This window comes from Ruegeria sp. CDSC052, from assembly GCF_059610685.1.
In genome coordinates this window covers 82,532-103,039 of record NZ_JBXWOB010000012.1, presented here as the reverse complement: position 1 = coordinate 103,039, position 20,508 = coordinate 82,532, and the positions used below count along the sequence as shown (strand labels likewise).

Genomic DNA, 20,508 nt, shown 5'->3' with positions numbered 1-20,508 from the left:
CCCCTGAAACTCACGGGTATGAATCACGCAGGCGGGATGACGGCAACCAAATTAATAGGTCCAGAACCTAAGCCCATGTTGAACGATGCCAATTGAACAGAAAGGGCAATTTCCATCGACATTTCATGGTCGCTGTTAACATGGCAATGCTGATCTCCATTGTATCAAATTTTTCGCAAATATGCCCAGGAGACATACCCTTTGAGCCCACGCGCACGCACCAAAGAAACGCGGCACCAACGAGTGCCACCGGTTTGCTCGCAACTGTGAACACGTAAGGCGGTTCCATTTGGCAGACCAACAATCACATTGTAGCCTGTTCCGGGTCCACCACGCATTTTCAGCATGTCACCGTCTTCGACGCCAAAAACCTCGTATCGTCCGAGTGAGGCGGCCGTTGCTGGTGCAGCGTATATTGTGGCCCCCAGGAACATTGCCGCTACGGGTAAGAAGATTGCACTGCGCATCGCGTTATCCTGCTTGTTGCCTCATCTACAATCGTAGCGATTCAGCTCACCAAGAGGAATAACCCTAAGACAGGAATGCGCAAATTGGCCAAAGTCTGGTGGCTATGACTGCCACGCCCGGTTCGAAGGGCCGCAACGCAGTATCTCGATTGTCAGGCGATTTACTGGAATGGGTTGATCCAGAAACCTCAAGGAACGACGAACAATGTTCGTAGCGTGGGATACATGTGGGCAGCTATGCCAGATCAAATGGTTGCGTTGGAGGGGTTGATGCGTGAGGTTGCGAGATGGCTGCAAAAGAGACCGCGACATGATGATCTATGGATTGAACACCTGCGCGATTTGCCAGAAGGCCCGAAAGGCGTTGGAGGCAGAAGGCAAGGAAGTCACTTTCCGCGATGTCAGGGCGGAACCTCTGACCGAAGCGGAGCTGGCTGAGCTGATTGCAGAATTCGGGGACTTGCTGGTGGACCGAAAATCGAACGATTACCGAGCGCTTAATGACTGGCTAAAAAATTCGGAAGTAGAGGCACAGATTTCGGCCCAACCCAAGGTGATGGCGCGCCCGGTAATACGCGATCGGGATGTGTTGTATCTTGGCTGGGATGAGACGATTCAAGCCGCTTTGCTACAGAGCTGAGTTTTTAAAAAAATGCATAATTAGCTTAACGAAACCCGCTGAAATGCTGCACAGGGCCGAATGCCCGCTCTCGGAGTGCCGTTCGGTAGATCGTGGTAGCTGCAGAACGTCTGCAATGGGCGGAGAGCCTTTTTGCATCAGGCATCGGTCATATGCTGGACCAGTGAGGTCAGCTGTCTGTCGCCATGGCCATCGTCCCAAGCCGTCTTGGTTCGGTCATGCATCAACCGGATGAAATCAGCGGGAGCCTTAAGTGAGAGATAGGTCTTCAACGCATCCTCTTGCGCCATCGCGTAAACCTTCAGAGAGGCTTCTGCATTGTCGTAGTCCTCGGTCGGAACGGTTCTGGCAAAGAGATCATGGTAGTCCTTGACCAATTTGATCGTGGCAGGAAGTTGGTCGGCATAAACTTGCATCGGGATGCCCGCTTTCTGACAAACAAGTGCACCGTATATCATTCCGAACATAAACCCCTGCCGAACCGTGAAGAGGCCGGCGAAGAGCGCGGCAAGCGCCGCTGGCTTCTCTCCAACATGGGCGGACTTTCCACCCAAGTTTCCGATGACGCTGCCATAACGGTCCCAGGTACCGGCACTGCCGACCGTCAGGATTGTGGTTTCGTCACCGCCAATGCCAGAAGGGTAGGCATTGATCATGCCAAGCATGTAGCCAGCCCCCTGTTTCTCCAGGATGGCGACCAGTCTATCGGCATCCGAGGTATCGCCTGTGCTCATGTCGCAGATAGTCTTACCCTCTAGCGAAAGACTCAGCCCGTTGACTAGTTCAACTGTTTCCGTGTGGCTCTTGATACAAATGATGACAAAATCAGACGCCGCGATGGCATCATTCGGTGAGGAGCAGATGGTGGCGCCAACCTCAGCGAAAACCTCTGCCTTTTCCGGCGTGCGGTTCCAAACGCTGACATCGTGACCTGACTTGAGCAGGCAATGCGCCAGCGCTGACCCCATGTTGCCCAGTCCCAATACAGCAAGTTTCATGATCTTAGCCTCCTGTGTCCGCCAATGAGTTCCAGCACCAGCATGCGCCGGCATGGGGAGATGACATAGTTGTAAATTTTTCTATATTGTTAGATGGTCTAACTTATGGATTGGCGCACGCTTCCCTCGTTGACATCTCTCAGAGCTTTCGCCGCCGCCGCCGAGTTTCAAAATCTGACCCGGGCGGCAGAGGCACTGAACGTGACCCATTCCGCAGTCAGCCAGCAAATCCGCGGGCTAGAACAACAACTCGGCACCCGGCTTATCACTCGTACCCGGCACGGTATTTCTCTGACATCGCAAGGCGAATTCCTGTCGGCTGGTTTGCTTGAAGCCTTCGCTGAAATGGCCTCTGTGACCGAGAGGGTGACGAGTGCAGAGTCGGTTCGACCGTTGGTGGTCAGCGCGACTCCGATGTTTTCAAGCGCGTTCCTCATGGCGCGGCTGTCGACGTTCATTGATGAATTCCCCAATATCGAATTGAGGATCGATTCAACGATCCAGGCTGTCGATCTCAAGCCGGGCGGAATTGATATGGCCGTCCGATACGGAACAGGTCGCTGGTCAGGGCTTGTCTCGCAGATGCTGCTACCTGGTTGTCTGACGGTCGTCGCGTCCCGCGAACTGATCGGAAACAGGGTGCTCAAAAACCCTGTAGAATTGCTTGATTTCACACTTCTTCAGGAACAGGCGTCGGTCGAGTTTGATCTGTGGCTGGAAAAGGCTGGCATCCCGCCCGAAGCGGAACGGAAAGTGATCCGCATGCCGGGCAACATGCTGTTGGATGGCATCCGCCGAGGTGACGGTATCGGGGCGACAGTACCGGCCTTTGTCTCTGACGAGTTGAAGTCAGGACAACTCGTGGCGCTGTTTGATGATCCAATACTACGGATCGGCTATTACCTTGTCACGCTGTCTGGTCCGGTTCGGCCAGTGGCAAAACTGTTCATACAGTGGCTTTCAAAATCAATTACCGAATATGAGAAAAGCCTGTTCCGATGGCCGCCCGCTCACCTGTTGTAGACGATAAAGAGCACCGGTTAGAGTCAAATAGGGTCTGGCTTACAAGGTAACGACCCGACAATGCTGCGCTACGACTGAAGGTCCGCTCTGTGGATGCCGCACCGCTGCGTTAATGGCAGGGGCGAAGGTCCGGTGTGGCGTATGCCTAGATTTACCAAGAAGCGCTTTGGCTTTTTCGGTGGCTTGCAAATCTACGTCCAACCCTAGCGCCGCAGCGTGCCTTAGAGCGATGCTGAGGCGATTAATGGCTTTCCGGGCAGTTCTCCCCCTTTGGAGTGCCAAATGGGCCTCAGAGCGTCTCTTATGTCGATCTGATCGATATCTGAGCCGGGGATCTACCCAGTTTGGGTAAGACATGTAGTTCTAGAGGAGAAAACCAGCGCCCAGCTTTACCGTCGCCTTTGAGTTCGGCCTTCCGACTTTCGAACGCGTCCAATGCGACATCCGCCAAACAATGTAAATTGCGTTCAGCCTCACGCCGTTGTTTTTCGCGTTCTTTGATTGGATCAAGACCCTTCCGGGCAAAGGCGCGCCACTGTTCCGCGTGTTCTCTTGGTTCTTTGAGCGATACATCTGCAATGGACCCAAGGCCCATTTCACGCCTGCGACCGTGTACCGTGATCCTGAGGAACCATTGCCCGCCGTCATCTTGGCGCTTGTGTAACCACAATCCGGCACCATCGTTGTGCTTACCGGGGCCTGCTGCCTTCACCGCTGCGGCCGAAAGTTTACGGATAGGCCGCGCCATCCGTCCACCCTTCTATCCACCTTATTGTCTGCGGTATCCTGCTATATCCTGACACATAACGGAATAGCTAAAGTCTTAGGGTGTTGGTTTTTATAAGAAAGTAGAATATCGTGGGGTATGGTGGTGTAAGGTCTAAATGCATCTCCTGGGCACCAAACTCCAAACATCTCCCTACTTTTCAAGCGATTGCGCTCGTGCGTTTTTCCGTTTCTTGCCTGCGCCTAAGCGCTGCAATAGGTTTAAATCGCGCGCTGAATTCCAGCGTCCGGACAAGATCGAACCGGGACCCTAAAGCCAATCCCGCAAAATCGGGATCAACGGCACATCTGCCGCAGGCATCGGGTAACTGCGCAGATCATTCGCACGCACCCATTTCAGCGCCTGTCCTTCCTTCGATTGTGGAATGCCCTCCCATTTGCGGCAGGCAAACAGCGGCATCAGCAGGTGAAAATCATCATAGCTGTGGCTGGCGAAGGTCAGTGGCGCAAGGCAGGAGGACCATGTGTTGATACCCAGTTCTTCGTACAGTTCGCGGATCAGGGCGACCTCGGGCGTTTCGCCGGGTTCGATCTTGCCGCCGGGAAACTCCCAAAGTCCAGCCATGGATTTGCCTTCGGGGCGCTGCGCCAGCAGCACCCGGCCCTCAATGTCTATCAGGGCGACCGCAGAAACCAGAACTGTTTTCACGACCGGTAATCCGCGTTGATCTCGATATAGCCATGGGTCAGGTCGCAGGTCCAAACGGTGGATTTACCCGCGCCCAGCCCCAGATCGACGCCGATTACAAGGTCCTGAGCTTTCATGTATTCGGCGGCGTCTTCCTCGCGGTAATCGGGACTGACCCAACCTTTTTCGGCCACAAGGATGTCTCCGAAAGAAATGCTCAGCAGGTCACGGTCGGCAGCTGCACCCGATTTTCCGATGGCCATGACGACGCGGCCCCAATTCGGGTCTTCGCCCGCAATGGCGGTTTTTATCAGTGGTGAATTGGCAATCGCCAATCCATGCACCTTGGCGTCGGCATCGGTGACAGCCCCGGTCACACGAATTTCTACGAATTTCGTGGCGCCCTCGCCATCGCGTACCACTTGTTGGGCAAGGTCCAGCATCACGGTTTCCAAAGCCTCGGCAAAGGCGGCATTGTCTGTCGCATCCACCCCCGAAGCCCCAGTAGCACACAGCAGCAGGCTGTCCGACGTCGAAGTGTCGCTGTCGACGGTGATGCAGTTGAAAGTGCGGTCGGTTTGCGCACCCAGCATCTGCTGCAACGCGGATTGCTCGACCTGGGCGTCGGTGAAGATATAAACCAGCATCGTCGCCATATCAGGCGCGATCATGCCAGAACCCTTGGAAATCCCCGCAATAGAGACCGTTTTCCCATCAATCTCGACCTGCGCCGAGGCTCCTTTCGGAAAGGTATCCGTGGTCATGATGGCCCGCGCTGCATCTTCGATTGCGTGGCGACTGAGGCCGGATTTCAGGGCCTCAAGCTGCGCCACGATGCGGTCATGCGGCAAGGGTTCACCGATCACACCAGTTGACGAGGTAAAAACCCGTTCGACCGGTACGCCTGTGGTCTTGGACACTGCTTGCGTCACCTCGGCGACCGAGCTTTGGCCATAATGCCCGGTAAATGCATTGGCATTGCCCGAATTCACAAGGATCGCCGCCGGCCCGTCACTTGGCCCGCCGATCTTGTCCTGACAATCCAGCACGGGTGCCGCGCGTGTGGCCGAGCGGGTAAAGACCCCAGCCACTGAAGTGCCTGGATCAAGGACCGCCAGCATCACATCAGTGCGGCCTTGATAGCGTACGCCGGCTTCGACGGTCGCAAAGCGCACACCGTCAATCGCGGGCAATTCGGGAAACGCCGCCGGGGCCAGCGGAGAGACTTTGGTGATCGAGGCCACGGGGTTACTCCTGAATCAGGTCCAACTGACGCACGATGCCCGGGGTCACATCTTCGAGCGCAGGACGTTCGATCTGTGCAGCCTGGGTCAATTCGCCGATACGGGCCTGAATAGCTTCACTTTGCAGATCCTGTGCCAGCTCGTCGCGTACCGCATCAAGTTCGGGCGCTTCGGATTTGCGCTTGTCATTCAGAATGATCACGTGCCAGCCAAACTGTGTCTGCACCGGGTCCGACACCTGATCCTTCTCAAGCGCGACAACGGCGGTTTCAAACTCGGGAACCATCTGCCCCTTGCCGAACCAACCCAGCACCCCGCCATTCGGGCCGGAAGGACCGGTTGATTTTTCTTTGGCCAGCTCGGCAAAGTCGGCGCCATCATCCAACTGAGCCTTAAGGTCTTTGGCCTCATCCTCGGTCTCGACCAGAATATGGCTGGCATTAAACTCATCTTCGCCTTCAAACTCGGCAAAGCGCGCATCATAGGCGGTCTGAATGGTTTCTGCCGTTACAACTTCGTCGATCAGGGCATTTACGGTCTGAACCGCCAGCAACGACCGCGTCTCGTTCTCGATGGCCAAGGCGTTCAGATTGCTCAGCGCTTCTTGCTCCTGGCCCAGCAACTGCTGCTGAATCAGCTGCTCGATGATGAAATCATACAGAACATCATCTTCGACCTGCTGGTAGTTGGGGGGCAGTGTCGCAACTGTTGCGATCACATGCGCCAGAGTGATTTCTTCACCGTTTACGCGGGCGACCACCGTGCTGGCATCGGGCTTGGTTTCGGCGGCCAATGGCAGCGCCATCACCGTTGCAAGGGCCAGCGATGGCAGAAAAGTGAGGCCTTTGGGCATGGAATCATCCTATTTCTTTGCCACGGCAGGGCGCAGCGTTGACACTCTGGAACCTGCCGCTTACATCGCTTTGAAGCCTTGGACAGGGCCGCCTTTCACCCCCCGTATCTATGGGTTGCGCGCAAGGTGGGCAAGCCTGTCAAAACCAAGACAAGAACAGATCCGCTGGAGTGAACATGCTGGGACTCGGAACGCTCGCCAAAAAGGTGTTCGGAACACCGAACGACCGCAAGATCAAGGCGACCCGCCCCCTGATCGAACAGATCAACGCGCTGGAACCCGAGTTCGAGAATCTGTCGGATGAAGGCCTGATCGCAAAGACCGCCGAGCTGCGCAAACGTGCGCTGGAAGGCGATAGCCTGGATGATCTGCTGCCCGAGGCGTTTGCCAACGTACGCGAAGGGGCAAAACGCGCGCTGGGCCTGCGTGCCTTTGATGTGCAGTTGATGGGCGGCGCCTTCCTGCATCAGGGCAATATTTCCGAGATGAAAACGGGTGAAGGCAAGACATTGGTTGCGACCCTCCCCGCCTATCTGAACGCGCTGACCGGTAAAGGCGTGCACGTGGTCACGGTGAACGAATACCTGGCCAAGCGCGACTCGGAATGGATGGGCAAGGTGTTTGCCGCCGTGGGCATGACCACCGGTGTCATCTGGTCAGGGCAGCCCGATGCCGAGAAAAAGGCTGCTTATGCCTGTGACGTGACCTATGCCACCAACAATGAGCTGGGTTTTGATTACCTGCGCGATAATATGAAGGCGGAACTGGATCAAATTTACCAGAAACACCACAATTTCGCGATCGTGGATGAGGTCGACTCGATCCTGATTGACGAGGCGCGGACGCCGCTGGTCATTTCCGGGCCCTCCGAGGACCGGTCGGACCTGTATACCGCGATTGATGCGCTAATCCCGTCATTGGGAGAAGATCACTTCACGCTGGACGAAAAGTCCCGGAACGTGACCTTCACGGATGAGGGTAACGAGTTTCTGGAGCAACAGTTGATTGCCAACGGCCTGATCCCAGAAGGCCATTCGCTGTATGATCCTGAAAGCACCACGGTCGTTCACCACGTGAACCAGGGCTTGCGCGCGCATAAGCTGTTTACACGTGACAAAGATTACATCGTGCGGGACGGCAATGTCGTTCTGATTGATGAGTTCACCGGTCGCATGATGCCAGGTCGTCGCCTGTCGGAAGGTCTTCATCAGGCCATCGAAGCCAAGGAAAACGTGCAGATCCAGCCCGAAAACGTAACATTGGCCAGCGTGACGTTCCAAAACTATTTCCGCCTGTATGACAAGCTGGGCGGCATGACCGGCACCGCGCTGACCGAGGCTGAGGAATTTACCGAAATCTACGGTCTGGGCGTTGTCGAAGTACCAACCAACAAACCGATCGCGCGTCTGGATGAGGACGATCAGGTCTTTCGTACCGCAGCCGAAAAATACGGCGCCATGATCGACGAGACAAAGGAAGCCCAGAAAAACGGACAACCGGTCCTTCTGGGCACCACGTCCATCGAAAAGTCCGAATTGCTCAGCCAGATGCTCACCAAAGAGGGTATCCAGCACAATGTTCTGAATGCCCGCCAACACGAGCAAGAGGCGCAGATCGTTGCCGATGCGGGCCGATATGGCGCAGTAACCATCGCCACCAACATGGCCGGTCGCGGTACTGATATTCAGCTGGGCGGCAATGTGGAAATGAAGGTTCTGCAGGCGCTGGAAGAAAACCCCGATGCCGACCCGGCCGAGCTGCGTGCCGCGGAAGAAGCCCGCCATGCTGAAGAAAAAGAAAAGGTCCTGGCTGCCGGTGGGCTGTATGTCATGGCGTCCGAACGGCACGAGAGCCGCCGTATCGACAACCAGCTGCGGGGCCGGTCCGGCCGTCAGGGTGATCCGGGCCGCACCGTGTTTTACCTCAGCCTCGAAGACGACCTAATGCGCATCTTCGGCTCGGAACGGTTGGACAAGGTTCTGACCACGCTGGGCATGAAAGAAGGTGAGGCCATCGTCCACCCCTGGGTGAATAAATCGCTGGAGCGGGCGCAATCCAAGGTCGAAGGTCGCAACTTTGACATGCGCAAGAACGTTCTGAAATTCGACGATGTGATGAACGACCAACGTAAAGTGGTCTTCAGCCAGCGGCGCGAAATCATGTCCGCTGACGATCTGTCCGAAATCGTATCAGACATGCGTGAACAGGTGATCGACGATCTGATCGACGAATATATGCCGCCGAAATCCTATGCTGATCAGTGGGATACCGAGGGTCTGCACGAGGCGGTCAAGGACAAGCTGACCATCGACGCCCCGGTTCAGGACTGGGCCGCCGAAGAAGGCGTGGATGACGACCAGGTGCGCGAACGGCTGATCAATGCCGCCGACGAGATGATGGCGCAGAAAGTGGCCGCGTTCGGCCCCGAGAACATGCGCAACATCGAAAAGCAGGTCTTGCTGAACACGATCGACAGCAAATGGCGCGAACATCTGCTGACGCTGGAACATCTGCGCTCGGTCGTGGGCTTCCGCGGCTATGCCCAGCGCGACCCGCTGAATGAATACAAGAACGAAAGTTTCCAGCTGTTCGAATCCATGCTGGATTCGTTGCGCGAAACCGTGACCCAGCAGCTGTCCCGCGTGCGACCGCTGACCGAAGAGGAACAGCGCGAAATGCTGACCCAGATGCAAGCGCAGCAGGCACGCGCGCAGCAGGCGGTAGATCAGGCCGCTGGTCACGCCGAAGCGGTGGCCGAGGCCGAAGCCTCGGGTGATGCGCGGCCTGGATTTGTCGAAGACGACCCGGCAACTTGGGGAAACCCGTCGCGCAACGACAAGTGCCCCTGCGGTTCAGGCAAGAAGTTTAAGCATTGCCATGGCCGGTTGACCTAACGTCACCACAATCGAGACACAATGAGTCCGCCTCACGGCCACATATTAGCCGTGATTCAACTGCAGGGTGCGAATCGCTCCTTCAACTGGGGAGGGTGTCTTGTTTGTAATTAAGAACTACGTAACCACTGGCGGCACCGTTGCTTGTGCATTGGCCATTGGCTACCTCATGCAGAACGCTCCCCCCGCGCAACCGCGAGGGGAGCGGGCTTCTGTTGATGTGGCATCAGTTACAGATCAGGCTTCAATCATCCCTGGGTTAAGCGAAGTCGTTCTGACCTCATCTGCGCCGGTTCACGGAACAAGCGAAGAGACCGGGTCCGACAACCGTTTTATCGAATCCAGTCGATCAGAACCTGTCAATCCCGTTGACTGCACCCTCAGTGCGCGGGCTACTGCCGTTCCCGGTGCTGCCGCCCGGCTGGTCGTCAACGCCCCCTGCCACAGTAATGAATCCGTGGAAATTCACCATAGCGGTATGACAGTCACACAGCGCACCGACGCAGTAGGGCGCATGGACATGACAATCCCGGCCCTGTCAGAATATGCGATCTTTCTGATCTCGTTTGAAGACCAGCATGGAACAGTCGCAACTACCCATATCGCTGACATTGCCAATTACGAACGCATTGCCCTGCAATGGCAGGGTGAAACTGACCTGCAAATTCATGCGCTGGAATTCGGGGCCAGCTATGGCGGCAATGGCCATGTCTCGGCCGAGACACCGACCGAAGGCGCCGGACAGGTAGTGCGTCTGGGCAATACCGGAACCGGGGACATGAAAAACATCGAAATCTATTCGTTCCCTGCCGGTCTTTCCAACCAAAACGGATCGATAGAAATCACAGTCGAAACCGAGGTGACTTCAGAAAATTGCGGGCGCGACCTGAACATCCAGTCGCTTGAATTGCGGGATGATCGGTTGAGATCAAAAGACAGGACGCTGAGTTTTCCTGAATGCTCCCGCACCGGAGAGTTTCTGGTGTTGAATAATCTCTTCCAAGACCTGACAATCGCCGCAAACTAAATCCGCAGGCAGGCTCGGGCATCTTATGACATTCTTTCGTGTGGCAGCGGCTGCACTGGCTTCCGTTACAATCGCGTCGGGCGCACAGGCGCAAGACATCTCGCTTAGATCGCATGACGGCAAGGTCGAAGTCACCGGTGACCTGCTGGGATTTGACGGCGAGTTCTATCGTGTGGCAACACAATTCGGCACGCTGACAGTTGATGGGTCCGGTGTGACCTGTACCGGACCTGCCTGCCCAAGCCTGACCGATTTTGTGGCTGAAATCCGATTTGCCGGATCTTCGGTCATGGCGGAAAAGGTTCTACCAGCGCTGATTGTTGGCTTCGCACAGCAACAAGGGTTGTCGGCGACCCCAAACAGGCTGACCGCCAACACATTTTCTTACGAACTGCACCAACCCGGGCGGGCAGCACCGCTGGGTCGGTTCTTCTTTGACGCAGGGAACACTGAGCGCGGATTTAGGGCGCAGGCAGAAAACCAGGCTGATATTGTTCTGGCGTTGCGCGAAATCCGACCCGAAGAGGAGCAAGCCGCACAAGCGGTAGGCCTTGGCGATCTGACCCGCACCCGCCGGGCCCGCGTCATCGCGCTTGACGCTTTGGTACCAATCGTTGCCAACTCGAACCCGTTACAGCAAATCTCGCTTGCGGAGTTAACCCGGGTGTTTTCGGGCGAGATTACGAGTTGGGCCGAGTTGGGCGGACCCGATGCGCCAATTTCACTGCACCTTCCGGAAGCCGGTTCGGGTCTGGCCCAGAATGTCGAAGACAGGCTTCTGGCACCCTCCGGCACAGCCCTTTCCGAGGCGGCCATTCGGCATGACCGCAGTACTGATCTGGTGCGTACCGTTGCTGCGGATCCCTTTTCAATAGGTGTCGCAAGCCAAGCCGAAGCGAGCACCGCGCGTGCCCTGCCTTTGACCGGCGGATGCGGTCATGCGCTGGCGGCTACTCGGCAGTCAATCAAGACCGAAGATTATCCGCTGACCTCGCCTATGTTTCTATACCTGCCGGACCGGCGATTGCCGCGTTTTGCACGTCAATTCCTGGCCTACACCCAAGGAACCGAGGCGCAGATGGCAATACGCGAGGCTGGCTTTGTCGATCAAACCCCCGAGACTATGGGTCTTGGGGTGCAAGGGGATCGACTTGCCAATGCTATCGCGTCGGGCGGATCAGAAGTTGGTTTGGAGGAACTTCAGCGGCTGGTCGAGATTTTCAGACCCATGTCCCGCCTGTCACTGTCCTTCCGGTTCGAGCCCGGTTCCTCGCGCCCGGATGCGCAGTCACGGTCCAATATCCGACATCTTGCCCTTCTTTTGGAATCCGGGACCCTCGATGCCCGAAAGCTTAGGTTTGTCGGCTTCAGCGATGGCGAAGGGGCAGCGTCAACCAATGCGCGGATCGCATTGTTGCGGGCAAAAACCGTTCGCAATGCCGTATTGGCCGAGATTGAAACCGCTATCGGGGACAGCATCGAAATCACGGTCGACGCCTTTGGCGAGGCCATGCCAATGGCCTGCGACGACACGGAATGGGGCCGAAAGGTCAACCGCCGGGTCGAGGTCTGGGTTCAATAGCAGCTACAGATAACCCTCGGACCTAAAGCTCAGCTCGTTCGACTTTCCAATGATCAGATGGTCATGCAGCGTCAGGCCCAGTGCCAGGCAGGCATCCTGAATTCGGTTGGTCATGTCGATATCCGATTGCGACGGGGTCGGGTCACCTGACGGATGGTTATGCACAAGTATCAACGCCGAGGCATTCAGCTCCAGCGCCCGTTTGGCAACCTCACGCGGATAGACAGGGACATGATCCACCGTGCCCTTGGCCTGTTCCTCATCAGCGATCAGCACGTTTTTGCGATCCAGATAGAACACACGGAATTGTTCGGTCTCACGATGGGCCATGGTGGTGTGGCAATAGTCCAGCAATGCGTCCCATCCGGAAATCACATGTCGCCTCATCACCCGTGCGCGGGCCATGCGATGGGCGCAGGCCTCAAGGATTTTCAGATCGGTGATCACGCTATCCCCGACGCCTTTGATTTGGCGCAGCCGTTCCTCGGGCGCGGTCAGCACCCGATTGAAATCGCCGAACGTTTCCATCAGCGCACGCGCCAGCGGTTTCACATCCTGCCGGGGGATTGAACGGAACAGGACCAGTTCCAACAGCTCATAATCCGGCATGGCGGCGGACCCGCCAGACAGGAACCGTTCGCGCAGCCGCTTGCGATGATCTTTGATGTAGGAGGGTAACCGACCCGTCGGCAGCGGCTGCGCGGGGGCTTCGTCTGTATCGAATAGCATTGGGGCTTCGGAAAAGGCGTCCTGTGTCATGCTCTCAGCCTGACGCAGAATCGGTTTCCAGATGGTTAACGCACCTCACCTGCCATGCGGGCAGTGGCGCGGCGGACAACCATATGCAACACGATGGAAAACACTCCCAAGGTCAGCATCGCGGCGAACATCAGATCGGTCTTTGCACGGCCATTGGCCAACAGCATCAAATATCCCAACCCTTGCGACGAGCCGACCCATTCACCAATCACCGCCCCGATCGGCGCATAGACGGCGGCCAGCCTCATCCCCGACGCCAGCGAGGGCATCGCCGCCGGAATGCGGATATACCACAGCACTGCACGCGGACTGGCCTGCATCGTGCGCGCAAGGTCCAGATAGCCCTGCGGCGTCCGCATCAGCCCATCGAAGAAAGACGATGTGATCGGGAAATAGATGATCAGCACCGCCATCGCGACCTTGGACCACAGACCATAGCCCAGCCAAAGCGTCAGCAACGGGGCCAGCGCGAAAACCGGCAGAGCCTGCGTGAACACCAGCATCGGCTGCACCAGAACTCGCGCCGCCCGCGAATTGGCCAGTTGCAGCGCCGTAACCACACCCAGAACCGTCCCGAAGGCCAGTCCAATCACCACTTCAACCGCAGTGATCCAAGTGTGTTCGGCGATCAACCAACGGTTCTGCCACCAGGTCTCGGCCACCACGGCGGGGCTTGGCAGGATGAACTTAGGCAAGCCGGTCGTCCAGACGATCCCCTGCCAGATCGCAATCGCAAACACGGTGGCTGCAAGGGCTGAGAGATATTTCATGCGACCGCCTCGCGCAGCAAGCGCAACAGCGCACCTTGCGTCTCAAGCGTCTCAAGGTCGTCCACATGGCGCGGGGCAGGTGCATGCGGCGGCTCACAGGGGGTCAGGCCCTGCTGTGTCATCACCATGATGGACTGGCCCAGCCGGGCGGCCTCACCCGGGTCATGTGTCACCAGCAAAACGGTCCGGCCCTGCAACGCCTCGACCGCCAAGTCCTGCATATCGGCCCGAGTGCGGGCATCCAGCGCCGAGAACGGCTCATCCAGCAGAACAATCGGGCGATCCTCCATGAGCGTGCGGGCTAAAGCGACGCGTTGGCGTTGGCCGCCCGACAGTTCGGCGGGTTTCTTGGTCATATGATCCTGCAATCGCATGCGCTGAATCAGACGGTTGCGCCGCTTCAGATCGACCGACTTGCCCCGAAGCCGCGCACCTAACGAGACATTCTGTGCGACCGTTGCCCAGGGCAGCAGCAGATCATCCTGCGCCATATAGGCCACGCGGTCCTGCATCGGAGCACCATCGCCGGCGGTGATCTGCCCGGTGAACACGGCACCTGTATCAAGCCCGGCAATCAGACGTAGAATTGTGGTTTTACCGACGCCCGATCCGCCCAGCAGGCAAGTCCACTGCCCGGCCCCAAGGGTCAGGGTGAGCGGCGCGAACAGGGTCGTTCCGTCAATCGTGGCCGTACCTTTGATGCTCAGATCGGGCGCCGGGGTCATGGGGTCAGGCCCATTTGCCAGAAGTTGACTTCTAGCTCGGTTGCCGTGCGGAAGGTCTGGCACAGGCGATCCCAGCGCGGCGAGGCTGCAAAGTCCTCACCAATACGCCGTGTTAGAGCCTGATCGAACAGTTCTCCGACCGCTTCGCACGCGCCTTGGTAGTCGTCACTGGCATAGGTATTGATCCAGTCACGATAGACCTCGGAAGTTGCCTCGGAGGCCAACCGCGTCCCGATTTCGCCATAGCCCATCACACAGGGGGCCAGAGCCGCCAGCAGGTCCAGCAAATCGCCACTATACCCGGCCTCAAGCACAAAGCGCGTATAGGCCAGGTTTTCGGCGCGTTCAGGGGTTGCGAACAGCTCCTCATGGGAAATCCCAGCCGCCTCACAGATGCCGATATGCAGCTGCATTTCCTCGGCGACTAACGCATTTACTGTGGCCACAGCCGTCAGCATTTCCGAATGAATCTCGGACTTAACAACCGCCAGTGCCCAGGCGCGGGAAAAATGGATCAGGAACACATAGTCCTGTCGCAGGTAATGCAGGAACGCCGCGCGCGGCAGCGTTCCGTCTTTCATCCCTTCCACAAAGGTGTGGCGAGTGTAATCCCGCCACGGCCCCTGCGCGGCATCCCGCATCAATGCGAAAGCTTTGCCGTAATTGCTCATTGCGCGGTCACATCGATGGCAATGTCGCTGACCGGGTTCAGGCTGTCGATCATGCCGCTGTTCTTCAGGAACTCCTCGAACCGCGCATAGCGACCCGCATCAAACGCCGCCGGACGCAGCGCGAACCGGGGCAGCGTGTCGACCCAGGCACGGGCATTCAGCTCATCCTTCAGCTCGGTCGAGGTGGCCGCGAAGATTTCCCAGCTTTTTTCCGGGTTGTTGACGATATACTGGGTCGCTTTCTCGGTCGCGGCCAAGAAACGGGCGATTTTGTCGGCATCCATCGTATCGGGATTGGCGACATAAATCAGCTCGTCATAGGGTGGGATGCCTTCCTCTTCGATATAGAAACAGCGACCCGCGACACCTTCGATATCCATCTGGTTCAGCTCAAAATTCCGGAACGCCCCGATAACTGCATCCACCTGACCGGTCATCAGCGACGGCGACAGCGAGAAGTTGACGTTGACCATCTCAATCTCATCCAGACCGATATCATGCTGACCCAGAAGGGTTGTCAGGATCGCCTCTTCGACACCGGCGACCGAGAAACCGATTTTCTTGCCCCGCAGATCGGCCAGCGACTTGATCGGGCCATCATCCAGCACCAGCAGGCAGTTCAGCGGGGTGGCAACCAGCGTGCCGACCCGTTTCAGCGGCAAGCCCTCATGGATTTGCAGATGCAGCTGAGGCTGGTAGGACACTGCCAGATCGGCCTGACCAGCGGCCACCAGACGCGGCGGCGCGGAGGGGTCCGCGGGCGGAATGATTTCAACCTCAAGCCCCTGGTCGGCGAAATAGCCGTTTTCCTGTGCGACGATAATTGGACCATGGTCAGGGTTCACAAACCAATCCAACAAGACGGTCATCTTATCCTCGGCCCAGGCCGGCGCGGCAGCCAGCAGGGCGATTGCAGCGATCAGTTTCTTCATGTTTCGCGGTTCCTTCTGTTCACGAGGTTGAAGCCGCGACAAGAACAATCTCGCCCGGCCAATTCGGTTGAATTCGTTCGGCAGCGCGCCAGGCGCGCAATCCGGTAGCACAGCACAATGCCAGTCTTTTGCCCTTATTAGGGTCGATATCGCTCAGATCATCCGGCGATATCCGTTGCGCGTCAGGATGTACCGGGCGCGGGGATTCCTCGGGGCTGCGCAGCTCGATGATATGGTCATCTGTCGTCAGCTGCCCGGCCGAGAGAAACCGGAAACAGCTGTTCGGTTCGGGCGCATCGTCAAAGCGGAAGGCCGTGCTGCGGAGTGTCCGACCATCATACTGAACCATCTGACCCAGCACCGAGGGCGTCAGCCCAAGGATCAGGTTCAGCGCCATCTGCGCCTGCATCGCGCCAATCGTTCCGACGACCGGGCCCAGAACACCAGCGGTGGCGCAGCTTGCCCCGCTGTCCGGCGCGTCGGGAAACAGCGCGCGCAATGACGGCGCGCCGCCGCAGAAACCGCCGACATAGCCCGACAGCCCAAGCACCGAGGCGCTGATCAGCGGCTTGCCCTGCGCCAAGCAAGTGTCCGAGAGGATATAGCTGGCCGCATAGCTGTCTGCGCAATCCAAGATCACATCCGCCTGAGCAACCAAGTTGCCAGCATTTTCGCTTGTTAGAGCCTGTTTTTTGCCGCTGACGTCTATGTCCCCATTGATCGCCTTGCACCGTGCCGCCGCACGCTCGGCCTTGGGGTGTCCGCAATCCGTCTCAGAAAACAAGGTCTGCCGATGCAGGTTGGACAGCTCAACCTGATCCCTATCCAGGATCGTGATCTGGCCGACCCCTGCCCCAGCCAGCAATGGCAGGACAGGGGCAGCCAACCCGCCTGCCCCTACCACCAAGACACGCGCCGAGGACAGTCGGCCCTGCCCTTTTGCCCCAACCTCTGGCAACAGCGTCTGACGGGCATATCGGCTCATCTGGTGACCTCGATCCACTGGCGCAAGCGCGCCTCGGGGTCGATATTCAGGGTGATATCGGTCACAACCGAGACGATATCCGCACCCGCCTGCAAGACACCCGGCGCACGTTCGACGCTCATCCCGCCAATGCCAACCAGCGGCGTATCTCCAACACGCGCCTTCCATTCGGTCACGCGGGGCAGGCCCTGCTGATGCCATTTCATCTTTTTCAGGATCGTGGGATAGACCGGACCCAGCGCCACATAGTCGGGGTCCATGGCCAGCACGCGCTCTAACTCATCATCATCATGGGTGGACACGCCCAGTTTCAAACCCGCCTTGCGGATGGCAATCAAATCGGCCTCGTCCAGATCCTCTTGCCCCAAATGCACCCAGTCACAGCCGGCGTCGATGGCCGCCTGCCAATAGTCATTGACCACCAGAACTGTCCCATTTGCGCGGCACAGGTCACGCGACTTGGCAATCTGGTCACGCACCACATCCATGGGCTGGTCCTTGACCCTCAGCTGTACCAGCTTGATGCCCAGCGGTAGCATCCGGCGCAGCCAGTCCGAATGATCGAAGATCGGATAAAACCGGTCGAGTGTCATGACAGAAACGCCTTTCCGATAACCGGGGTCGATGGCTCGGCCATATCGCGCGCCTCAATCGGGTCGGCCTGATGGGCCAGTTGCCCGGCCTCGATCGCGCGGGCCATTGCGCGGGCCATCAAAACGGGGTCCCCGGCGCGGGCCACAGCAGTGTTCAGAAGAACGGCGTCATAACCCAGCTCCATCGCGTGGGCAGCGTGGCTGGGCAGGCCGATACCGGCGTCAATCACCAAAGGCACATCCGGGAATTCTGCCCGCATCGCACGCAGGGCATATTCATTGTTCAGCCCCCGCCCTGACCCGATCGGCGCGCCCCATGGCATCAGCACCTCACACCCGGCGGCAAGCAGCCGTTCGCCAACAATCAGATCGTCGGTCGTATAGGGAAAGACCTGCAACCCGTCGCTGGTCAGAATGCGCGCGGCTTCGACCAGCTGGAACACATCCGGCTGCAGGCTGTCGGTATGGCCGATCAGTTCCAGCTTGATCCACTTGGTATCAAAGACCTCACGCGCCATTTGGGCGGTGGTTACCGCCTCTTTGACCGTATGGCATCCGGCGGTGTTGGGCAGCACCAACACGCCCAGATCGCGGATCATCTGCCAGAATGTCTGCCCTGCACCGGATTCACGGCGAAGCGAGACCGTGGCAACACCCGCCCCGCTTTCGCGAAAGGCCTTCTCCAGAATAGCCGGGCTGGGATATTGCGCCGTGCCCAGCATCAGCGGGTTGGCCAATGTGGTTCCGTAAAAGGATTTCATCCTCAGCCCCCCTGCATCGGCGCGACGATTTCGATCCGATCCCCTTCAACCAAAGCATGGGCAACACGCAGCCCCGAGGGCACGAAATCTTCGTTCACCGCAGTGGCGACACGGCCCGAATAGCCGCATTCCATTAGCAATTCCGATAGGGTCTCGGCCCGCACCTCGCGCGGCTCGCCATTAAGCACGATCTTCATCAACCATCTCCGAATGTTTGTGTTCAAGTGCCAGATCGGCAACGCCTTGGGCCAGCGCCGGTGCCAGCAGGTACCCGTGGCGGTACAGCCCGTTGGCGTAAATCGTGCTGCCCCGACGCCGGATCCGAGGCAGATTGTCGGGAAAGGCCGGGCGCAGATCGACGCCGATCTCTAGCACCTCGGCTTCGCCAAAAGCGGGGTTCAACGCATAGGCCGCGCTGAGCAGTTCCAGCATCGAGCGCGCGGTGATGCGGGTTTTATCCTCGGATTCAATCATCGTCGCGCCCAGCATGTAGATGCCATCGCCACGCGGCACGATGTAAAGCGGCATCCGGGGATGCAACAGGCGCACGGGCCGGGTCAGCGTCACATCAGGGCAGCGGATCACCAGCATCTCACCCTTTACGCCCCGAAGATCAGACAAGGCGTCCCGCGCCTGAAGACCACGGCAGTCAATCGCGTTCTCCAACCCAGCAGGGGCGGGTTCGCGATGAAAGGCAACGCCCCGCGCGATAAGATTGTCGAAGACATCCTGCAGCGCCATGCGTGGGTCTATATGGGCTTCGTCCTTGAAATACAGACCGTTGCCGAAACCATGTAGATCAGGCTCTAATGCGGCTAATTCCTGCTGATCTACCTCATGATGCCCCTGCGTTCGACGACCAAATCGACGCAAATCCGGCAAGTCGCGCGCACCGCAAACGACCAAAGTACCGCGCAGATGAACCTTGGTCCGGGTCGCCCACCAGTCAAAAGCACCCTGCCCCAGGCGCAAGACCGGCTCTTCGGCATTTTCGAACTCGCACCACGGGGCCAGCATTCCCCCGGCCCACCAAGAACAGCCATGCGGACCCGGCAGGCCGGCGGGGTCAAAGACCTGCACCCGTGCGCCGCGATGGGCCAATTCGGACGCAACAGCCAAACCGGCCACGCCTGCCCCTATGACAGACCAGATCGTCACGCCGACCAGACCCGATGGAAATGATGCACCGGACCATGGCCCTGACCCACGCACAGCCCATCAGCCTGGGCGATAGCGCCTTGCAAATAAGCATGTGCCTCTGCCACGGAATCCCGCAAGCTCAGACCTTTGGCCAACCCGGCGGAAATTGACGAGGACAATGTACACCCAGTCCCGTGGGTGTTCTTTGTGTTCCGGCGCTGCGCTGTGAATTCATCCACCAATCCCGAACCGTCGACCAACAGATCATGACATATCTCGCCCTGACCATGCCCACCTTTCATCAAAACAGACGCGGTCCCCTTTGCGCAAAGGGCCTGTCCCTGAACCACCATTTCATCCGGAGACTGCGCTTCGGACTGTCCAAGCAGGCGCGCAGCCTCGGGCAAATTGGGCGTCAGAACAGTCGCGCGTGGTATCAGAAGGTCCATGAGGGTCTGGATTGCGTCACCCGCCAGCAATGCATCCCCGGATTTCGCTATCATGACAGGGTCCAAAACTATGGGCCCGGCATAGCCCGACAGGGCATCTGCAACGGTCTCGATAATCTCGGGGGTTGCAAGCATGCCGATCTTGATCGCCCCGACATCCAGATCGTTCAGCACGGCGTCGATTTGCGCGCGGATCACACTCAGAGGAATGCCATGAACGGCTGTCACGGCCAGGGTGTTTTGCGCAGTCACCGCCGAAATAACGCTGGCCCCATAAACGCCCAGCGCAGACATCGCCTTGAGGTCCGCCTGAATTCCGGCCCCGCCTCCGCTGTCGGACCCTGCAATGGTCAAGGCAATAGCTGCCATGTCGTTGCTCCATCTTCTAGGGGCAACAACGGAGGATGGAAAACGTCTGTATTCATAAGACCGTTCCCTCCGCCGGAATTGCCCGGATCAGGTTCGATGGGTTGATGCAGCTGCACCTCTCAGCCTTGCGAACAAGGCACCCCAACGGTTGCGCGGACCATCTCAGGAGCGGCGACAATAATCAAGCGGAGATTTGCGAGGCTCTGCCTCGC

General features: G+C 58.1%; 21 protein-coding genes, 1 pseudogene and 1 riboswitch. Of the genes and pseudogenes, 5 read left to right on the top strand and 17 right to left on the bottom strand.

Annotation, left to right across the window (positions count from 1 at the left end; all coding sequences use genetic code 11):
- Positions 1–164: 164 nt before the first annotated feature.
- Entirely contained in the window at positions 165–467 is a 303-nt protein-coding gene (locus AC2FIM_RS16710; protein WP_142637291.1) for an SH3 domain-containing protein, read from the bottom strand.
- Between the two features lie 310 nt (positions 468–777).
- On the opposite strand from AC2FIM_RS16710, the gene AC2FIM_RS16705 reads away from it, so the two are divergent.
- The gene (locus AC2FIM_RS16705) at positions 778–1,107 is read left to right on the top strand and encodes an arsenate reductase family protein (protein ID WP_271950531.1); all 330 of its coding nucleotides are present in this window, start codon (positions 778–780) and stop codon (positions 1,105–1,107) included.
- Positions 1,108–1,244: 137 nt separating this feature from the next.
- On the opposite strand, the gene AC2FIM_RS16700 is transcribed toward AC2FIM_RS16705, so the two are convergent.
- Entirely contained in the window at positions 1,245–2,159 is a 915-nt protein-coding gene (locus AC2FIM_RS16700; RefSeq protein ID WP_271950532.1) for an NAD(P)-dependent oxidoreductase, read from the bottom strand.
- 51 nt (positions 2,160–2,210) lie between these two features.
- Between AC2FIM_RS16700 and AC2FIM_RS16695 the strand changes: the two genes are divergently transcribed.
- Entirely contained in the window at positions 2,211–3,128 is a 918-nt protein-coding gene (locus AC2FIM_RS16695) for a LysR substrate-binding domain-containing protein (protein WP_496678692.1), read from the top strand.
- 141 nt (positions 3,129–3,269) lie between these two features.
- Here the strand turns inward: AC2FIM_RS16695 and AC2FIM_RS16690 are convergent.
- The 4 genes and pseudogenes from AC2FIM_RS16690 to AC2FIM_RS16675 form a co-directional block, all read right to left on the bottom strand.
- Positions 3,270–3,876 (bottom strand): annotated as a pseudogene (locus AC2FIM_RS16690) (tyrosine-type recombinase/integrase); the annotation flags it as partial.
- A 288-nt stretch (positions 3,877–4,164) separates the two neighbouring features.
- Entirely contained in the window at positions 4,165–4,563 is a 399-nt protein-coding gene (locus AC2FIM_RS16685; protein ID WP_142637315.1) for a (deoxy)nucleoside triphosphate pyrophosphohydrolase, read from the bottom strand.
- Positions 4,560–5,786: a bifunctional glutamate N-acetyltransferase/amino-acid acetyltransferase ArgJ gene (argJ, locus tag AC2FIM_RS16680; protein ID WP_281973415.1), complete on the bottom strand. Its 1,227-nt coding sequence runs from the start codon at positions 5,784–5,786 to the stop codon at positions 4,560–4,562. Before argJ ends, AC2FIM_RS16685 begins: the two co-directional genes overlap by 4 nt.
- Positions 5,787–5,790: 4 nt before the next feature.
- The gene (locus tag AC2FIM_RS16675) at positions 5,791–6,639 is read right to left on the bottom strand and encodes a peptidylprolyl isomerase (protein WP_496732182.1); all 849 of its coding nucleotides are present in this window, start codon (positions 6,637–6,639) and stop codon (positions 5,791–5,793) included.
- 176 nt (positions 6,640–6,815) lie between these two features.
- Between AC2FIM_RS16675 and secA the strand changes: the two genes are divergently transcribed.
- The 3 genes from secA (at position 6,816) to AC2FIM_RS16660 (ending at position 12,142) form a co-directional block, all read left to right on the top strand.
- Complete coding sequence (gene secA / locus AC2FIM_RS16670; RefSeq protein WP_496708267.1) at positions 6,816–9,533, top strand: preprotein translocase subunit SecA; 2,718 nt, start codon at positions 6,816–6,818, stop codon at positions 9,531–9,533.
- A gap of 100 nt (positions 9,534–9,633) precedes the next feature.
- On the top strand, positions 9,634–10,560 hold the full coding sequence (locus AC2FIM_RS16665; RefSeq protein ID WP_496708266.1) for a hypothetical protein: 927 nt from the start codon (positions 9,634–9,636) through the stop codon (positions 10,558–10,560).
- Between the two features lie 25 nt (positions 10,561–10,585).
- On the top strand, positions 10,586–12,142 hold the full coding sequence (locus AC2FIM_RS16660) for a phosphate ABC transporter substrate-binding/OmpA family protein (protein WP_496708265.1): 1,557 nt from the start codon (positions 10,586–10,588) through the stop codon (positions 12,140–12,142).
- A gap of 3 nt (positions 12,143–12,145) precedes the next feature.
- Here the strand turns inward: AC2FIM_RS16660 and radC are convergent, their stop codons facing one another.
- Genes radC through thiD form a run of 11 tightly spaced genes read right to left on the bottom strand, consistent with a single transcriptional unit; the run spans position 12,146 to position 20,296 of the window.
- Positions 12,146–12,901: a RadC family protein gene (gene radC / locus AC2FIM_RS16655; RefSeq protein ID WP_271950544.1), complete on the bottom strand. Its 756-nt coding sequence runs from the start codon at positions 12,899–12,901 to the stop codon at positions 12,146–12,148.
- 35 nt (positions 12,902–12,936) lie between these two features.
- The gene (locus AC2FIM_RS16650; protein WP_271950546.1) at positions 12,937–13,671 is read right to left on the bottom strand and encodes an ABC transporter permease; all 735 of its coding nucleotides are present in this window, start codon (positions 13,669–13,671) and stop codon (positions 12,937–12,939) included.
- A complete protein-coding gene (locus tag AC2FIM_RS16645; RefSeq protein ID WP_496678685.1) occupies positions 13,668–14,396 on the bottom strand; it encodes an ABC transporter ATP-binding protein in 729 nt (242 codons plus the stop codon). Before AC2FIM_RS16645 ends, AC2FIM_RS16650 begins: the two co-directional genes overlap by 4 nt.
- A complete protein-coding gene (tenA, locus tag AC2FIM_RS16640; protein WP_496678683.1) occupies positions 14,393–15,067 on the bottom strand; it encodes a thiaminase II in 675 nt (224 codons plus the stop codon). The genes AC2FIM_RS16645 and tenA overlap by 4 nt, the downstream gene beginning before the upstream one ends.
- Complete coding sequence (locus AC2FIM_RS16635; protein ID WP_142637333.1) at positions 15,064–15,999, bottom strand: ABC transporter substrate-binding protein; 936 nt, start codon at positions 15,997–15,999, stop codon at positions 15,064–15,066. Before AC2FIM_RS16635 ends, tenA begins: the two co-directional genes overlap by 4 nt.
- Positions 16,000–16,018: 19 nt before the next feature.
- The gene (locus AC2FIM_RS16630) at positions 16,019–16,984 is read right to left on the bottom strand and encodes a ThiF family adenylyltransferase (RefSeq protein WP_271950553.1); all 966 of its coding nucleotides are present in this window, start codon (positions 16,982–16,984) and stop codon (positions 16,019–16,021) included.
- A complete protein-coding gene (locus AC2FIM_RS16625; RefSeq protein ID WP_496708264.1) occupies positions 16,981–17,577 on the bottom strand; it encodes a thiamine phosphate synthase in 597 nt (198 codons plus the stop codon). The genes AC2FIM_RS16630 and AC2FIM_RS16625 overlap by 4 nt, the downstream gene beginning before the upstream one ends.
- Positions 17,574–18,338, bottom strand: coding sequence for a thiazole synthase (locus tag AC2FIM_RS16620; RefSeq protein WP_271950558.1), 765 nt, complete (start codon positions 18,336–18,338; stop codon positions 17,574–17,576). Before AC2FIM_RS16620 ends, AC2FIM_RS16625 begins: the two co-directional genes overlap by 4 nt.
- A gap of 2 nt (positions 18,339–18,340) precedes the next feature.
- On the bottom strand, positions 18,341–18,535 hold the full coding sequence (thiS, locus tag AC2FIM_RS16615) for a sulfur carrier protein ThiS (RefSeq protein ID WP_142637341.1): 195 nt from the start codon (positions 18,533–18,535) through the stop codon (positions 18,341–18,343).
- The gene (locus AC2FIM_RS16610; protein WP_271950703.1) at positions 18,519–19,496 is read right to left on the bottom strand and encodes an FAD-dependent oxidoreductase; all 978 of its coding nucleotides are present in this window, start codon (positions 19,494–19,496) and stop codon (positions 18,519–18,521) included. The genes thiS and AC2FIM_RS16610 overlap by 17 nt, the downstream gene beginning before the upstream one ends.
- Positions 19,493–20,296, bottom strand: a complete 804-nt coding sequence (gene thiD, locus AC2FIM_RS16605; protein WP_271950561.1) for a bifunctional hydroxymethylpyrimidine kinase/phosphomethylpyrimidine kinase — start codon at positions 20,294–20,296, stop codon at positions 19,493–19,495. Before thiD ends, AC2FIM_RS16610 begins: the two co-directional genes overlap by 4 nt.
- Positions 20,297–20,343: 47 nt before the next feature.
- Positions 20,344–20,450: riboswitch (TPP riboswitch) on the bottom strand.
- Between the last annotated feature and the right edge of the window lie 58 nt (positions 20,451–20,508).

What these genes read in the sequence shown, in the direction of transcription:
- AC2FIM_RS16625 (WP_496708264.1), bottom strand. Translation starts at nt 17,577, where the DNA reads ATGACACTCGACCGGTTTTATCCGATCTTCGATCATTCGGACTGGCTG.
- thiD (WP_271950561.1), bottom strand. Translation starts at nt 20,296, where the DNA reads ATGGCAGCTATTGCCTTGACCATTGCAGGGTCCGACAGCGGAGGCGGG.
- radC (WP_271950544.1), bottom strand. Translation starts at nt 12,901, where the DNA reads ATGACACAGGACGCCTTTTCCGAAGCCCCAATGCTATTCGATACAGAC.
- AC2FIM_RS16660 (WP_496708265.1), top strand. Translation starts at nt 10,586, where the DNA reads ATGACATTCTTTCGTGTGGCAGCGGCTGCACTGGCTTCCGTTACAATC.
- AC2FIM_RS16675 (WP_496732182.1), bottom strand. Translation starts at nt 6,639, where the DNA reads ATGCCCAAAGGCCTCACTTTTCTGCCATCGCTGGCCCTTGCAACGGTG.
- AC2FIM_RS16695 (WP_496678692.1), top strand. Translation starts at nt 2,211, where the DNA reads ATGGATTGGCGCACGCTTCCCTCGTTGACATCTCTCAGAGCTTTCGCC.
- AC2FIM_RS16620 (WP_271950558.1), bottom strand. Translation starts at nt 18,338, where the DNA reads ATGAAATCCTTTTACGGAACCACATTGGCCAACCCGCTGATGCTGGGC.
- secA (WP_496708267.1), top strand. Translation starts at nt 6,816, where the DNA reads ATGCTGGGACTCGGAACGCTCGCCAAAAAGGTGTTCGGAACACCGAAC.
- AC2FIM_RS16650 (WP_271950546.1), bottom strand. Translation starts at nt 13,671, where the DNA reads ATGAAATATCTCTCAGCCCTTGCAGCCACCGTGTTTGCGATTGCGATC.
- thiS (WP_142637341.1), bottom strand. Translation starts at nt 18,535, where the DNA reads ATGAAGATCGTGCTTAATGGCGAGCCGCGCGAGGTGCGGGCCGAGACC.
- AC2FIM_RS16630 (WP_271950553.1), bottom strand. Translation starts at nt 16,984, where the DNA reads ATGAGCCGATATGCCCGTCAGACGCTGTTGCCAGAGGTTGGGGCAAAA.
- AC2FIM_RS16700 (WP_271950532.1), bottom strand. Translation starts at nt 2,159, where the DNA reads ATGCCGGCGCATGCTGGTGCTGGAACTCATTGGCGGACACAGGAGGCT.
- AC2FIM_RS16635 (WP_142637333.1), bottom strand. Translation starts at nt 15,999, where the DNA reads ATGAAGAAACTGATCGCTGCAATCGCCCTGCTGGCTGCCGCGCCGGCC.
- AC2FIM_RS16710 (WP_142637291.1), bottom strand. Translation starts at nt 467, where the DNA reads ATGCGCAGTGCAATCTTCTTACCCGTAGCGGCAATGTTCCTGGGGGCC.
- AC2FIM_RS16705 (WP_271950531.1), top strand. Translation starts at nt 778, where the DNA reads ATGATGATCTATGGATTGAACACCTGCGCGATTTGCCAGAAGGCCCGA.
- AC2FIM_RS16645 (WP_496678685.1), bottom strand. Translation starts at nt 14,396, where the DNA reads ATGACCCCGGCGCCCGATCTGAGCATCAAAGGTACGGCCACGATTGAC.
- tenA (WP_496678683.1), bottom strand. Translation starts at nt 15,067, where the DNA reads ATGAGCAATTACGGCAAAGCTTTCGCATTGATGCGGGATGCCGCGCAG.